Raw genomic sequence first — 16179 nt, forward strand, 5'->3', positions numbered from 1 at the left:
GGAGATTCCTTTACATTTTTCTTAAATTAATCGAAATACCAATTACAGTAGTAAATTGTACTTTTCCTTTATATTTCAAGGTAATGACCGATTTACTACTACAATTGGTACTATTTCGACTGTGAGTATACTTGAACATCGACATTATGGTCGATGCTTAGAATAAAAAAAAGGGGCTAAAAGCCCCTTTTTTTAAATCTTTCTCTTAGCGACGAAGGCCAAGCTCAGCGATTAACGCAGCATAACGTGCTAAATCTTTACCTTTAAGGTAATCAAGCAATTTACGACGTTGGCTAACTTTACGTAATAGACCACGACGAGAGTGGAAATCGTGTTTGTGATCTGCAAAGTGACCTTGTAGCTTGTTGATATCGAAAGTTAAAAGTGCAACTTGAACTTCAGGTGAACCTGTGTCGCCTTCAGCGCGTGCGAATTTTGCTACGATATCTGCTTTATCTTGAGTACTTAGTGACATAATAACTCCAAAAATAATATTTAATAGGTGTCTTAGCCGATCACTAATTCAGCCAAAACGATTAAGCTGGCGAATTCTACCAGAAATATAATAATCTACAACTAAAAACCTTAGTTCGGCTCTTGGTGTGTTGAGAGTCCGCGCTTTGATTTAAGTTGCCCTAACTCATTACGTTCACCTAAACCGATAAATCGCTGCTCAGGCAACACTTCAACACGAAAAATCCCATCCGGTAAACCGTCGATTTCACTGCATTGACCATTCTTAAATGCTTTTTCTTGCTCTTCATTAATAGTCACAATCGGCAAATTCGATAATGCGGTGTCCATCGGCAATAATAAACTGTCCAATAAGGGATGGGCTTCCGGGCCAGACACTTGTGCTTCTTCAAGCAGCGCCTCTAAGGCCGATAATGACATCATTTGCGAAGCAGGATAATGTCCGACTCCACTGCGATGTAACATAATCACATGTGCACCACAGCCTAGCACTTCACCTAAGTCATCAACGATTGTACGAATATAAGTGCCTTTACTAACGTGGGCTGTCATTTGTATTTCGTTATTTTCTTGATCAAATTCGTCTAGAGTCAAACTAAAAACGGTGATCTTTCGGCACTTTCTTGGCACTTCAATGCCTTCACGGGCATATTTATACAAAGGTTGCCCTTGGTATTTCAATGCTGAATACATCGACGGGTATTGATCGGTTGTGCCCAAAAAGCTTTCAATCGCCTGCAGTAATTGGTCACGCACAACCGCAACTGGTTTTTCTGAGACAACTTCGCCATCAGAATCCGATGTCGTCGTTCGAACGCCTAACTTTGCTCGAACCACATAGGTTTTATCTGTATCAAGCAAAAACTGTGAGAATTTGGTCGCTTCACCTAAACAAATAGGTAGCATGCCTGTCGCAAGTGGATCGAGTGCGCCTGTGTGCCCTGCTTTTTGCGCACCATATAAATGCTTCAGTTGCTGTAATGCACGATTCGATGACAGACCAATTGATTTATCTAATAAAAAAATGCCGTCCACAGGACGGCCTTTTAATTTTCTAGCCATTATTTATCGTCTTCTTGGCTTGGCGTATCTTCAATATTCAGATCATCACCACGCTTTTTCTTATCTTCACGGATCACTTGATCAACCAAGTTGGACATTCTCATCCCATCTAGCAATGAACTATCAAGTACAAACTTGAGATCAGGCATAATACGAGCGCGAATTCGTTTTCCTAACAAAGAACGGATATAACCGGTTGCTTCGTTAAGAATTGCAATGCTTTCTTTAGTTTTGTCTTCATCTGCCGTATTCAGAATCGTGACAAACACTTTGGCGTACGCCAAATCTCTTGACACCTCAACAGCCGAAACCGTTGTCATACCTAAACGCGGATCTTTAATTTCTCTTTGTAGGATGACCGCAATTTCTTTTTGAATTTGCTGACCTACGCGATCAGTACGAGAAAAATCTCTCATTTTCACCACTTATATAATCAGGAGTCAAAATGACTCGCTAGTTAAAGCACTAATGGGGGCTAACGCCCCCATTAAATTTACTTGTATTTATTCAGTTACTTAAAGAGTACGCTGAATTTCTACAGTTTCAAATACTTCAATTTGGTCACCCACGCGAACATCATTATAGTTCTTCACGCCGATACCACATTCCATTCCGTTACGGACTTCTTGTACATCGTCTTTGAAGCGACGTAGTGACTCAAGTTCACCTTCGTAGATAACAACGTTATCACGAAGAACGCGAATTGGATTGTTACGTTTGATGTTACCTTCAGTCACCATACAACCAGCAATAGCACCGATCTTCGGCGACTTAAATACATCACGTACTTCAGCAAGACCAATGATTTCTTGTTTGAACTCTGGTGCTAACATACCTGACATCGCTGATTTAACTTCATCGATTAGATGATAGATAACGCTGTAATAGCGTAAATCTAAGTTTTCAGTGTCAATCACTCGACGTGCAGATGCATCGGCACGAACGTTAAAACCAACTACGATTGCATTTGATGCTGCCGCAAGTGTTGCATCAGTTTCAGTGATACCACCAACACCGCTACCAACAATTTTCACTTTCACTTCATCGGTTGATAACTTAAGCAGTGCATCAGCAATCGCTTCAACAGAGCCTTGTACGTCCGCTTTAAGCACCACATTCACTTCAGATACATCACCTTCAGTCATGTTAGTAAACATGTTTTCCAGTTTTGATTTCTGTTGACGGGCTAACTTAACATCACGGAATTTACCTTGACGGTACAAGGCAACTTCACGCGCTTTGCGTTCATCTTTAACTACTGTCGCTTCATCACCTGCTGCAGGCACACCTGATAAACCAAGCACTTCAACTGGGATAGATGGTCCAGCACTTTCAATTGGCTTACCGTTTTCATCGCGCATCGCTCGTACACGACCATATTCTAAGCCACACAAGACGATATCACCTTGCTTAAGTGTACCAGCTTGAACCAAGATCGATGCAACTGGACCACGGCCTTTATCAAGACGAGACTCAATCACAACACCCGATGCCATACCATCGTGATCAGCCGTTAATTCAAGCAATTCTGCTTGCATTAAAATTGCTTCTAGTAAGTCATCAATGTTCTCACCTGTTTTCGCAGAGATATGAACAAACTGCACATCACCACCCCATTCTTCTGGGATAACATCATGCTGTGATAGTTCATTTTTAACGCGGTCTGGATCAGAACCTTCTTTATCGATTTTATTTACCGCAACAATTAAGGGTACTTCAGCTGCTTTAGCATGCTGAACTGCTTCGATTGTTTGTGGCATTACCCCATCGTCTGCTGCAACAACTAGTACAACGATATCAGTTGCTTTTGCACCACGAGCACGCATTGACGTAAACGCCGCGTGTCCTGGAGTGTCAAGGAACGTAATCATTCCTTTACCAATTTCAACATGGTACGCACCAATGTGCTGGGTGATCCCCCCCGCTTCACCTGACGCTACTTTCGCTTTACGAATGTAATCAAGCGTTGATGTTTTACCATGGTCAACGTGACCCATAACTGTGACAACTGGTGCACGAGATTGTTGTTTACCTTCATCACCACGATCAGCAAGTACGTTGAACTCTAATTCGTTTTCTTTGACTAAAACAACTTTATGGCCCATTTCTTCAGCAACAAGTTGTGCTGTTTCCTGGTCAATAACTTGGTTGATAGTAACCATGTCACCCATTTTCATCATTGTTTTAACAACTTCAGCACCTTTCACAGCCATACGTGAAGCCAGTTCGGATACTGTGATTGTCTCACTAATACGAACTTCGCGTGTCACTTCAGCTGTTGGTTTTTGGAAACCATGTTGTAATGACGCCGGTGCTTTTAACTTACCTTTACGCCCTTTACCACGATGGTCAACTGCTGCAGGTGCTGGCTTTTTCTTTTTGCGACGACGTGCAGACTTTTCTTCTTTCATGTCTGACTCATCTTCAGCGGCACGGGCTGTTGATGAGGTCGTTAAATGGAAGTCAGCAGATTCTTCACGCTTTTTGCGCTCTTCTTCTTCTTGCTTCCAACGCGCTGAATTTTGTTCAGCTAAAATGCGCGCTTCTTCAGCAACACGTTTAGCTTCTTCTTCAAGCTTTTTACGGGTGGCTTCTTCTGCTTCACGCTGTAAACGCTCCGCCTCGAGTTTATCTTGGGCCGAACGGCCTTTATCAACTTTTTGGTTTGTCACGTTATTCTTTGCTTTCTCTTGGGCAATACGCTTTGCTTCAGCTGCTTTACGATCCGCTTCTTCTTTTGCTTTTCGTTCTGCTTCGGCTTTAGCTTTACGCTCTGCTTCTTCTTGCTTCAATTTAAGTTCAGCTTCTTTGGCTAAACGCTCCGCTTCTAGCTGTGCTTGCTCTTGTTGCTGCTGCTCTTCAATGGAGCTTTTCTTCACATACGTGCGCTTTTTGCGCACTTCAACTTGCACAGACTTTCCTTTACCCGCACCACCAACACTGAGAGTGCTTTTGCTTTTGCGTTGTAAAGTCATGCGAGCCGGTTCGTTAGAACCTGCTCCACCATGTTGCTTGCTTAGGTGATCCAGTAATTCGGTTTTTTCCGCATCAGTCACTTGCGAAGTGGCTGTTTTACTAATCCCTGCTTCTGAAAACTGTTGGACTAATTTATCAACCGTTGTACCTATGTCACTGGCTAGCTTATCAATGCTTACATCTGCCATCGTATTTGTTACCTCCGTCAATAAATTATTCGTCACCAAACCAGCAAATATTACGTGCAGCCATAATAAGCTCACCGGCTTTCTCTTCTGAAAGCTCTGTAATATCAACTAATTCGTCTACGCCTTGCTCAGCTAAGTCTTCAAGAGTGATAACACCTTTACTCGCTAATACAAATGCTAAATGTCTTTCTAAGCCTTCAAGGCTGAGTAAATCTTCAGCAGGTTCAGCACCTTCTAAAGACTCTTCATTTGCTAAAGCTTGTGTCGTTAACGACGCTTTAGCACGAGCACGAAGCTCTTCAACCGTCTCTTCATCTAGACCATCGATTTCTAAAAACTCAGATGTAGGCACATAAGCGACTTCTTCAAGAGTTGAAAAGCCTTCGTCAATTAATAATTGAGCGAAATCTTCATCAATATCTAAGCCTTCAGTGAATACTTTAAGAACCTTACAGGATTCTTCTTCGTTCTTTTTGTTCATCTCATCAACGGTCATTACGTTGAGTTCCCAGCCAGTTAATTGGCTAGCTAGACGAACATTTTGACCATTACGACCAATGGCTTGTGCAAGGTTATCTGATTCAACAGCAATATCCATTGAACGAGAATCTTCATCCATTACAATCGATGCAACTTCCGCAGGCGCCATTGCATTAATAACAAACTGTGCAGGGTTATCATCATAAAGAACGATATCAATGCGCTCACCACCTAATTCAGTCGAAACAGCTTGAACACGTGCACCACGCATCCCGACACACGCACCTACAGGGTCGATACGTTTGTCGTTTGATTTAACCGCTATTTTAGCGCGAGAACCCGGATCACGAGCTGCACCACGAATTTCAATCATCTCTTCACCAATTTCTGGTACTTCGATTCGAAACAATTCAATGAGCATTTCTGGTTTAGAACGGGTAACAAACAGTTGTGCCCCACGTGCTTCTGGTTTAACCGCATACAATAAACCACGGATACGATCGCCTGGACGGAAATTCTCACGAGGTAACATATCATCACGATAAATCACAGCTTCTGCATTATTACCTAAATCAAGGACAATTGCTTCACGGCTGGCTTTTTTCACCACGCCAGTGACCATTTCACCTTCTTGATCTTGATACGCTTCAACAATAAGTGCACGCTCAGCTTCACGTACTTTTTGTACAATGACTTGTTTTGCTGTTTGCGTTGTGATTCGGTCAAATTTAATTGATTCGATTTGCTCTTCAATAAAATCACCAAGATTAATTTCTGGGTCATCGTATTTAGCTGCTTCAATCGTAATTTCACGATATGGGTTTTCTAAACCACCTTCGCGGTCATCAACCACTTCCCAACGACGGAAAGTATCGTATGCACCAGTTTTACGGTCGATGCACACACGAACGTCGATGTCACCATCGTGTTTTTTCTTTGTCGCTGTTGCTAATGCAAACTCTAATGCTTCAAATATTTTTTCTTTTGGGACTGCTTTCTCATTGGAGACAGCTTCTGCTACCAATAATATCTCTTTTGCCATGTGTAATGCCTCGCTTGCCCTATTCCTTTCGCACTCGAATTAAAATTTAGCGATAATGTTTGCTTTTTCTACATTGCTTAACATGACGAGCACGTCTTTGTTATCAATTTTTAGCGTTAACATATCACCTTCAACTGAAACTAGATCGCCTTTAAAATTACGACGACCATCTTGCGGAAGTTTTGTTCTTAAGCGAATTTCTTCGCCTTGCGCTTTAGTAAAGTGTTCTGGTTTGAATAGTGGACGATCAACACCAGGAGAAGAAACTTCCAAATTATATTCATTTGTAATTGGATCTTCGACATCGAGAATCGCACTCACTTGGCGACTCACCTCTGCACAGTTATCAACATTGATACCATCCGCATGGTCAATATAGATGCGCAATGTCGAGTGACGACCCGCTTGGGCGAGTTCAAGCCCTAGTAATTCAAAGCCTATTGCTTCGATTGTAGGCTCTAACATTGCAATAATATCTTGCTCGAGCTTAGTCACAGAAATCCTCCATACAAACAAAAAAAGGGCTTATAGCCCTAGAATCTTAGTCAGGTTTAGAAACAACAACGCCCCGTACCAAGCGGGGCGTCACACCTAAAACTATAACTGTGTGGCCAATGGCCTACCTGGTAAAAGGTATTATTCTAACTGAACCAAGTCATAAAATGACTTAAGGCTTAAGGCTGAAAATGGAAATTAGCTGTAAACCTTTGAAAATAGCTGGTTGCGGGAGCCGGATTTGAACCGACGACCTTCGGGTTATGAGCCCGACGAGCTACCAGGCTGCTCCATCCCGCGTCAGAATTGCAACGATTATAATTTCACAGCAATTAATAAGCAACCTTTGCGTGTAATTAATTGGTTTAAGCTTTGTACCTTAAAGCGTATACGCTTCTGATAAATAAACCGAGATGATGAACACAAGTGGTTTATCTTACATTTAAAATTGACAAACCAGCGACCAGCCCTTCATTATTGCCAGCAATTTTAAACGCTCTGACTATTCACTTCAATGGAGAATCCATGCCTGTCCCATTGGCTTACCTTGCTGTCGTCCTTATTTGGTCAACAACCCCGCTGGGAATTGTATGGAGTAGCACATCAGTCAGTCCTACCTTAGCCGTTTTTTTACGCATGTTAATTGCACTTGTTTTAGGCTTAAGCATTTTGCTACTCAGTAATATTCGCTTTCCTTGGCATAAAGAAGCTGTGAAGCTTTATACTTACTCCAGCATTGGTATCGTTGGTGGCATGTTGTTGAGTTATTACGCAGCCAGTTTCATTTCTTCAGGAATGATGTCATTGATGTTTGGTTTAGCCCCTATTTTTTCAGGATTATTAGCCCAATACGTGCTCAATGACCCCCCATTTAGCTTTATCCGAAAAATTGCTTTATCCCTTTGTTTCATTGGCCTAGGCATCGTCTGCATCGATAACATTGCTGTACATAGCGATAGCATAATTGGCTTAGTACTGATTTTAATTGCAGTGATTTTTTTTAGCCTCAGTGGCGTATTGGTTAAAAGTGTACAAATAACAATTCACCCTATGGCCACGACAATTGGAGCATTGAGCCTTTCGACACCCGCGTTTTTCTTGATTTGGTGGGGGATTGATGGAGAGCTAAACATAGAGCAATGGCAGGCAAAGTCAATTTGGGCTATCGCATATCTCGGCATTTTTGGTTCATTGCTCGGTTTTTTAGCTTATTTTCATATTTTGCAAAAGCTATCTGCTAGCACTGTGGCTTTAATTACGTTGTTAACACCGATCATTGCTATGTCATTAGGCGCATGGCTTAACGATGAAACGATTAGTATAAAACTAATCGTCGGCGCGTCTTTAATAATGGCTGGATTAGGCACTTATCAGTTTGGTGAGAAGTGGCGTTTGAAAAAATTCAGCACACAAAAGAGTAATTAATGGCAAAGAGTCAACAATTTAACTTCAACTTCTGCAAATCTATGCCGTTCACAGCACCCAAAACCAGCTAATTGCTTCACTTTTAATCGACTAAATAATGGCGTACTCATGCCAATTAAGAACCGCGCTTGAGCTTTAACACTGAGCGAAAGCGATGCCTTGGTTTGACAGTGACGATCTAATTCAAATAGTACAGTGCGTAAATAATCATCTTCAGGCAAAGGCTGCCGATTTGAATAAGTTAGATGGGCGACAAAACCACGACATACTGAACAATGACCACATCGCTCAGGATTCGCAAAATCATCAAAGTAACATGCGAGGTTATGACTCAAGCAGCGATCCAATTCGAAATAACGCACAAGTGCAGCAATTCGATTAATTTCCGACCGCTCTTTATTTTCAAAATAAGTGTGTAATTGTACCGCTAGCGACGCGTCTTGTAACATGGCTAAATCGACTTGGTAAACTTGTGTGATCCGCTTAGTTTCTAGCTCAATCGATCCTTGTTGGTGTAAATACTCAAGCGCAGCCACTACTCGTGCTCTTTCAACGCCTGTTTCTTGTAATAAGCGCTTAAAATCTAGCGTTCCCCATACTTTTTTAAAGTCTGTATAGGCAAAGACTTGGCTGAGAAAGTCTTGTCGAACGTTATCAAACTGCGCCAAAACATCCTCTTTAGGTTGTAAGAATTTTAATCTGAAGTCAGCATAGTAAGCATACTGAGCAGTGAGCGCGCCTTTTAGTTCCAATTGCACTAAAAGCGTTTTTAATGCTAATAAGCGAATATTGCTCGCATTTGAGAGCGTTAGTTCTTGTAGTTCCCAACAACCCTCCTCTTGCTGCGTTTTAATGGTCTCGATCACAAACTCGATATTTTGACGTTCTGGCGTATCTCCATAGACAAAGTTTTCAACGGTGTTAATCCCATCTAAATTTGCCAGTGTAATACAGTTAGACGGCAAACCATCGCGCCCTGCTCGACCGATTTCTTGGCTATAGTTTTCAATTGATTTTGGTAAATCATAATGAATCACAAAGCGGATATTTCCTTTATCGACTCCCATCCCAAACGCAATGGTTGCGATGACAATTTCAACCCGATCGGCCATAAAATCATGTTGAACCTGTTGTCTAATTTCATCTGGCAGGCCCGCGTGGTAGGCGGCAGATTTTAAACCTCGTTGCTTTAAATAATCAGCCACTTCTTGTGCTGTTTGTTGCAAGGTGACATACACAATTCCACAGCCCGTTTGCTTATCAATTAAGTCAGACAGCGCCGATTTCTTTTCTTGCTCTGTCACAGCTTGAACGGCTAAATCCAAGTTTGCACGATAAAACCCAGTCTGAATGATATCTGACTCAGCTATTGTAAAACGGGCGGCCATATCTTTTTTTACTTTTTTTGTCGCCGTAGCTGTTAATAACAGTACTTGAGGAATACCGAGTGATTCACGATAAAAGGGTAACTTTAAATAATCAGGGCGAAAATTATGCCCCCACTCTGATATACAGTGTGCTTCATCGACCACAAGCAATGACAACGTCACTTCGGCCAAAAATTGTCTGAAACGCTCATTCTTAAATCGTTCAACCGAAACCATTAAAATTTTAATTTTTCCCGATTTAACATCATGCATAACCTGCTTGCTTTGTTCAGGGGCTAAAGTTGAGTCTAAGCTTGCAGCGGCGATCCCTTTTAGCCTCAAAAAATCGAGTTGATCTCTCATTAATGCCAGTAAAGGTGATACAACCAGCGTTAGATGGGGCAATTGTGTCGCTGTAAACTGATAACACAATGACTTCCCCGATCCTGTAGGAAATATTGCCAAAGCTGAGCGACCTTGCAATAGGCGCTCGACCGTTTCTTGTTGACCCGTTCTGAATTGGTCAAATCCAAAAAGTCGCTGTAGTGTGGTTGTTAAATCTGTCACTGTCTCACTCCTCGATTAAACCTTATGATAGCGCTTTCACGCCCTTAGAGTGAATAACTTCTATTATTAATACAGGTAGTGATCAACAACAGCTTCTATATCGGCATGATACTGTAAGATAGCTTGATTAAAGAGCGTCACTTGCTCAGGTGAGACCGTTTTACGGCTAAAGAGAAAATATATTGGGTTATCGTGAACAACGTAGGCCGCCATTTCAAGCATGGTTTTGTGGTGATTGCGCAAATAATATCGGCCTGGCACAATATCATCGATAACAAAATCAACATGACCTAGTTCGAGCATTTTCATCCTTTGTTCAACACTGGGTACACTGGCAATTTTGTTATTAAAGCTCGTTTCCCGCATTAAACCCGAAAACTCTTCGCCGTAATACGCACCGAGATTAACGACTCCTACTAGGTCTTTTTTCTGTAAATCATATAGGCTGGTTATTTGAAATTTAGTGCGATTTTTTTCATGGTAAAAAATACGCATTGCTTCACTTCTGTATGCCGAGGAAAACAACCCTATTTTAGCTCTATCTTCATTGAAACTTGCTGCATTTAGCAAGTCTATTTCACCTCGTTTAAGCTGTAATAGACCCCTTGCTGATGAAGGTAGTTTTATGATTTCAATGCAATAATTGAGCTTTTTAAAAATAAGGCGAGTAATGTCGATATCGATACCAAAATATTGATCATTTTCATACATGACAAACGGTGGCCAAGGCTCTCCAACCCCTAGCTTTAAATGGCCTGCACACGATGAAGTCTTTTGAGGATCACTCAGTACTTGCTGAGAAAGGCATAACAGCATAAAACAGCACAAGTAATTCAAAAGTCTCATCTGTTGCACTCTCTACATTTTCAATTGATTACTGTTACCAATAAGCCTAGTTGAATATAAAAAAAAGCAGCTAGAGAAAGCTGCTTTTTTAGGTTTTATTTTTGGTTTTACTTAAGCTTTTCGCCAAGTTGTTTTACCGGCACTATCTTCTAAAACAACATTGAGCGCATTTAACTTATCTCTGGCTTCATCAGCTAACGGCCAATTTTTATCCGCTCGGGCTTGGTTACGCTGTGCGATAAGTGCTTCAATGGTCGCGACTTCATCATCATCTTGCTCACCTTGTAAAAAGCTTTCTGGATCTTGTTGCGCGATTCCAAGTACCTCTGCAATCGCTTTTAAAACAAATGCAAGTTGCCCTGCTTTTTGCACTTCATCATCTTTTATACGATTGATTTCTTTTGCTAACTCGAAAATAACCGGCAGCGCTTCAGGTGTATTAAAATCATCATTCATCGCTTGGCGGAATTTTGCCACATATTCATTACTGTCTAAATCCACCTCTATCGGAGTCACTCCTCGTAATGAGGTATAGATACGCTCCAAAGATGAGCGCGCTTGATCAAGGTTTTCTTGTGAATAATTCAATTGGCTGCGGTAATGACCATTTATCAAGAAAAAACGCACCGTTTCACGGTCATATTGTTTCAGCACTTCACGAACGGTGAAAAAATTATTCAGTGACTTGGACATTTTCTCTTTATTCACTTGCACCATACCTGTATGGATCCAAGTATTCACATATTGTTTGCCTGATGCACAGCATGATTGAGCAATCTCATTTTCATGATGAGGGAACTGTAAATCGGAGCCGCCACCATGAATATCAAAGTGATCACCTAAATGCTTTGAGCTCATTGCTGAACATTCGATATGCCAACCTGGTCGACCTGCTCCCCATGGGGATTCCCAGCTCGGCTCTTCCGGTTTGGCTGTTTTCCACAAAACAAAATCGAGCGGATCATCTTTTCCGCTATCGACTTCAACACGGGTACCAGCTTGCAACATTGATAAATCTTGTTGCGATAACGCACCATATTGCGAAAACGTTGATACATCGAACAATACATCACCATTACCAGCAATGTAAGCATGACCTTTTTCAACTAAGCGTTCAATCATCGCTATAATTTCTGGCATATGACCTGTCACTGTTGGTTCTATTTCGACAGGTAAAATATTCAGAGCTGCAAAATCTTCATGCATTGCTTTTGTCATGCGAACAGTTAAATCATTTATAGCTTCATTATTTTCGTTAGCACGTTTAATTATTTTATCATCAACATCAGTAATATTTCGTACATAGGTCACATCGTAACCTAAATGACGAAAGTAACGGTTCATCACATCAAATGAAACATAGGTACGGCCATGACCAACATGGCAATAGTCATAAATTGTAATACCGCACACATACATGCTGACCTTGCCATCAACCATGGGTTTAAATTGTTCTTTTTGACGTGTAAGTGTGTTGTATATCTGTAGCATTTAATAACTATCCTTTACTCTTTTAGGTAAGCGCGCATATTAACACCTCATGCCGCGTTGCTCTATATCTTTGTGAATCACAGTTAACTAAGTTAAAATACACCTCGACTTTTTATTTATCAAATTAGGAATAAGCATGGTTGTTTTACATACAAACTTTGGTGATATCAAATTAGAAATGCATCAATCTGAAGCACCTAAGACTGTTGAAAACTTTTTAAACTACGCTAACTCAGGCTTTTATGATGGGACAATTTTTCACCGTGTCATCGATGGTTTTATGGTCCAAGGTGGTGGTTTCACATCGGGTATGGATCAAAAAGAGGTCAACGATCCGATTGAAAACGAAGCGGACAACGGCCTTTCCAATAAAGTTGGCACTGTGGCCATGGCTCGTACTCCAGATCCACATTCAGCGACCGCACAGTTTTTCATCAATGTGAATAATAACGATTTCTTGAACTTTAGCAGTGCGACATCACAAGGCTATGGCTATTGTGTGTTTGCATCTGTTGTTGAAGGTATGGATGTGGTTGAAAAAATTAAAGCCGTCAATACTGGCAGCAATGGTTTTCACCAAGATGTACCACTCGAAGATGTAACGATTGAACGCGTGTCAGTCGAAGCTTAGTTTCTGTGCGCACCGTAACGGTGCGTCTTCCCCCACCGATAAGACCTTAAGCAATGCGCAACACTCTTTTTATTTCGGACCTGCACTTAAGCGAAGAACGTCCTGATATCACTGCAGCCTTTTTTTCATTTTTAGAAATGCGCATCACAAATCAGACCGATGCACTGTATATTTTAGGCGACTTCTTCGAAGTGTGGGTCGGAGATGATTATCACACACCGTTAACTGAAAGAGTTGCAGCTAAGCTAAACACGATCAGCCTAGCGGGAATACCAATATTTTTTGTTCACGGTAATCGCGACTTTTTAATCGGTAAACGCTACGCTGAGCAATGCGGAATGACATTACTGCCAGAACAAAGTGTAATTGATCTCTACGGCGAGAAAATCATTATTCTACATGGTGATGAAATGTGCACCGATGACTTAGAATACCAAAAATTTCGCAAGAAAAGTCGGGGTTGGTGGTGGCCAAAACTCATGCTGTCTTTGCCGCTATGGTACCGCCAATCAGTCGCTAAGAAAGCACGAGCCAAAAGTAAATTAAGCCAGCAAGGCAAAAAAATGGCGATTCTAGATGTGACTCAGCGAGCCGTCAATGAGATGTTTTCAAAGTTTAACTCTCGGATCATGATCCACGGCCACACCCATCGTCCCCACGTTCACAAGTGGACAAAAAACAACGAACCATTCACTCGAATTGTGTTAGGTGATTGGTATGAACAAGGCTCCTATTTGATCGTAACAAAAGAATCTAAACAGCTTGAATTTACTCCCTTTGCTTAATCTGTTAATAAATTGACAGTTCAAACCACATTCGTGCACTCATTAGTCTAATATAGGTGCACTCATCATTTACTTAGCCAACTAAATAATGCCTTTGTTTATCGCATGCTTCATGCTGCTTTTTAGTTTTAGTGTCTTGAGTAAACATCTTGAGGTTATTGCAATTGAGTACCCGCCTTATACCTCAGCCAATGAACCTAATAACGGTATCTCCTTTGAGGCATTACAAACACATTTTAAAAAGCAAGGTTTTCGCTTTGCGCCTGTATTTTTGCCTCCCGCTCGTGCAGCTTTAAATTTAAAAAATGGTAACTGGTGTTTATCTTTTTTTCCGCCATTAGAACACTCAACATACCCGGTAATCGAGCTTAATGACAATGCAATAAAGTTAGGGTTGTATCGTAAAAGTCAGTTAGCCCCCTTTAAGTGGCAATCTTTATCTGAGCTCAGTGGTCGCACAGTCGCCATGTTACGCAGTAACGAAAAACGAAGTGAATTAATCACACAATTTATTAATGCTCAAGTTGAGTTAATAAACGTTGAAAGTGTCTCTCAGGGATTACAGTTACTCGAAAAAAACCGAGTAGATTATGTTTTTTCTGATTTAGCCGGTGGCCAATACATCATGAGGCAACTTGGACTTCATTTACCTGACTATCAGTTTTCACAAACTCTGTTGCTCAAAACCAATATTAAAGTCTGGTACAACCCAAGCTGCCAAATTCCGGATCTTCATGCTGCAGTTGAAGAATTATAAAATTGGTTTCCCCGAATGGAATTTAAAGTCATTATCGTCAGTGGTAATAAGCTCTGCTTCAACCTCAGCAAAAAAAGCAATACGATCATCCACATTAAATCTAACCGGATCTGTTTGATTGGCAATATCTTGAGCCAATGATATGTAATCTTGATAGTGACGGGCTTCAGAGCGAAGCAGTGAGATATAAAAACGGCCCAACTCTTCATCTAAGTGAGGAGCAAGCTTCGCAAACCGCTCACACGAACGGGCTTCGATGAAGGCACCTATTATGAGCTTGTCAATTAACGCTGCAGGCTCATACGTACGAACGTGCTTTATTAGTGCGCCTGCATAACGTGATGCCGAAGAAGGATTGATAGCTATATTTCGCTGCTTAATAATATCTAACACTTGTTCGAAATGGTGTAACTCTTCTTTTATTAGGCGCACCATTTTATCTAAAATATCTTGATAAACTGGATTATCGGCTTGAACTACCAACTCCCCTACTAAAGTGTTTTTCCCATCTGAGAAAAAACCCTCTCCAATATTACGGTAAGTAAAATCTTCATATGGTTTTAACCAATTTAGTAATTGCTGAGCACTTTGCTTATCAATGACATAACGTCTAATTAAAAATGCCGCAGATTGCGCAGCTTTTAGTTCACAATGAAGATGATCTAGAAGAATAACATCTAAATTTTCAGCTTTTTTCGCTTCATCCACCCATTCCTGTGGCGTTTCGTCTCGCAAAAACTGATAAATCGGTGCCAAAAGTTCTGTGTATTTTTCTAACATATCATCTACTGCTTAAATAAAATCGCGCATAGTGTATCACAGCAAAAACACGATCAAAGCGTAAAAATAATGGGACTTGATTTGAGTCAAGAGAATGATTTTTGCAATCTTGACAAAAGTTAACACTTGGTTAATACCTAAAAGGATTAGTATAAAAAAACAACACCTTTATTTAATTAGGGATAATAGGAATACACATATGATCTTAAACCATTTATGGGGCATTTATGCCCACCCAAAAGAAGAGTGGCACTCAATTGATGATCGCCATGAAAGCTTCAAATATAGCCTGTCTCACATTTTACTCATTGCCTTGATACCATCAGTCATGGGGTATTTTTCTGCTGTTCATTTAGGTTGGAGTATTGGTACAGGTAAAGATATTTTCTTAACACAATCTAGCGCTGCATTTATTGCTGTTGCTATGTACTTCGCACTCATTGCAGGCGTGTTTGCGCTTGCTTATTTAGCGTTTTGGATGGCCCAAACGTTTGGCGCAACCCCAACTTATACACAGACACTTGAGCTATCTGCCTATACTGCAACACCAATATTTATGGCAGGGCTTGCTGCCGTCTACCCTGAACTTTGGTTTATTGTATGTGTTGGGCTTGTGGCTCTCGCATATTCTGTGTATCTACTTTATACAGGTGTGCCAATTTTAATGCACATCCCTGAAGAACGCGGTTTTATATACGCAAGCTCTGTGGTCACTAGTGGGTTGATCTTGTTGGTGATTATCTTAGCCCTAACAGCTATGATGTGGACATCTGGTTATGCACCTATTTTCACCTGAACCTTATACGCGAATAA

Annotated in this window: 15 protein-coding genes and 1 tRNA gene; 5 read left to right on the forward strand and 11 right to left on the reverse strand. The window is 41.0% G+C overall.

The window, feature by feature from the left end; all coding sequences use genetic code 11:
* Window positions 1-205 precede the first annotated feature (205 nt).
* The 7 genes from rpsO to AC3KVK_RS10865 all read right to left on the reverse strand — a co-directional run bounded on the left by rpsO (window position 206) and on the right by AC3KVK_RS10865 (window position 7017).
* Window positions 206-475, reverse strand: a complete 270-nt coding sequence (rpsO, locus tag AC3KVK_RS10835) for a 30S ribosomal protein S15 (protein ID WP_086742900.1) — start codon at window positions 473-475, stop codon at window positions 206-208.
* A 110-nt stretch (window positions 476-585) separates the two neighbouring features.
* Window positions 586-1536, reverse strand: coding sequence for a tRNA pseudouridine(55) synthase TruB (gene truB, locus AC3KVK_RS10840; protein ID WP_490313250.1), 951 nt, complete (start codon window positions 1534-1536; stop codon window positions 586-588).
* Window positions 1536-1952 carry a 30S ribosome-binding factor RbfA gene (gene rbfA / locus AC3KVK_RS10845; RefSeq protein WP_490313249.1) on the reverse strand — a complete coding sequence of 139 codons (417 nt, stop codon included), beginning with the start codon at window positions 1950-1952 and terminating at the stop codon, window positions 1536-1538. The genes truB and rbfA overlap by 1 nt, the downstream gene beginning before the upstream one ends.
* Window positions 1953-2051: 99 nt before the next feature.
* Window positions 2052-4700, reverse strand: a complete 2649-nt coding sequence (gene infB, locus AC3KVK_RS10850) for a translation initiation factor IF-2 (protein WP_490313248.1) — start codon at window positions 4698-4700, stop codon at window positions 2052-2054.
* Between the two features lie 25 nt (window positions 4701-4725).
* On the reverse strand, window positions 4726-6222 hold the full coding sequence (gene nusA, locus AC3KVK_RS10855) for a transcription termination factor NusA (RefSeq protein WP_490313247.1): 1497 nt from the start codon (window positions 6220-6222) through the stop codon (window positions 4726-4728).
* Window positions 6223-6261: 39 nt separating this feature from the next.
* Complete coding sequence (rimP, locus tag AC3KVK_RS10860; protein WP_490313246.1) at window positions 6262-6717, reverse strand: ribosome maturation factor RimP; 456 nt, start codon at window positions 6715-6717, stop codon at window positions 6262-6264.
* A gap of 223 nt (window positions 6718-6940) precedes the next feature.
* A tRNA-Met gene (locus AC3KVK_RS10865) sits at window positions 6941-7017 on the reverse strand.
* Between the two features lie 225 nt (window positions 7018-7242).
* Here AC3KVK_RS10865 and AC3KVK_RS10870 point away from each other — a divergent pair.
* Complete coding sequence (locus AC3KVK_RS10870; protein ID WP_490313245.1) at window positions 7243-8142, forward strand: DMT family transporter; 900 nt, start codon at window positions 7243-7245, stop codon at window positions 8140-8142.
* Here the strand turns inward: AC3KVK_RS10870 and AC3KVK_RS10875 are convergent.
* The 3 genes from AC3KVK_RS10875 to cysS all read right to left on the reverse strand — a co-directional run bounded on the left by AC3KVK_RS10875 (window position 8139) and on the right by cysS (window position 12413).
* Window positions 8139-10076, reverse strand: a complete 1938-nt coding sequence (locus AC3KVK_RS10875; RefSeq protein WP_490313244.1) for a RecQ family ATP-dependent DNA helicase — start codon at window positions 10074-10076, stop codon at window positions 8139-8141. The genes AC3KVK_RS10870 and AC3KVK_RS10875 overlap by 4 nt on opposite strands.
* 66 nt (window positions 10077-10142) lie before the next feature.
* On the reverse strand, window positions 10143-10922 hold the full coding sequence (locus tag AC3KVK_RS10880) for a substrate-binding periplasmic protein (protein ID WP_490313243.1): 780 nt from the start codon (window positions 10920-10922) through the stop codon (window positions 10143-10145).
* 111 nt (window positions 10923-11033) lie between these two features.
* Entirely contained in the window at window positions 11034-12413 is a 1380-nt protein-coding gene (gene cysS / locus AC3KVK_RS10885) for a cysteine--tRNA ligase (RefSeq protein ID WP_490313242.1), read from the reverse strand.
* A 136-nt stretch (window positions 12414-12549) separates the two neighbouring features.
* Between cysS and AC3KVK_RS10890 the strand changes: the two genes are divergently transcribed.
* The 3 genes from AC3KVK_RS10890 (at window position 12550) to AC3KVK_RS10900 (ending at window position 14586) form a co-directional block, all read left to right on the forward strand.
* Window positions 12550-13044, forward strand: coding sequence for a peptidylprolyl isomerase (locus AC3KVK_RS10890; RefSeq protein ID WP_490313241.1), 495 nt, complete (start codon window positions 12550-12552; stop codon window positions 13042-13044).
* A gap of 53 nt (window positions 13045-13097) precedes the next feature.
* Entirely contained in the window at window positions 13098-13829 is a 732-nt protein-coding gene (locus tag AC3KVK_RS10895) for a UDP-2,3-diacylglucosamine diphosphatase (RefSeq protein ID WP_490313240.1), read from the forward strand.
* A gap of 136 nt (window positions 13830-13965) precedes the next feature.
* Entirely contained in the window at window positions 13966-14586 is a 621-nt protein-coding gene (locus AC3KVK_RS10900; protein ID WP_518526907.1) for a transporter substrate-binding domain-containing protein, read from the forward strand.
* Here AC3KVK_RS10900 and miaE read toward each other — a convergent pair.
* On the reverse strand, window positions 14581-15366 hold the full coding sequence (gene miaE / locus AC3KVK_RS10905) for a tRNA isopentenyl-2-thiomethyl-A-37 hydroxylase MiaE (protein ID WP_490313238.1): 786 nt from the start codon (window positions 15364-15366) through the stop codon (window positions 14581-14583). The genes AC3KVK_RS10900 and miaE overlap by 6 nt on opposite strands.
* Before the next feature lie 199 nt (window positions 15367-15565).
* Between miaE and AC3KVK_RS10910 the strand changes: the two genes are divergently transcribed.
* On the forward strand, window positions 15566-16162 hold the full coding sequence (locus AC3KVK_RS10910) for a Yip1 family protein (protein ID WP_490313237.1): 597 nt from the start codon (window positions 15566-15568) through the stop codon (window positions 16160-16162).
* Window positions 16163-16179: the final 17 nt, after the last annotated feature.

The sequence above is a fragment of the Pseudoalteromonas sp. J2K-J979 genome, from assembly GCF_058169715.2.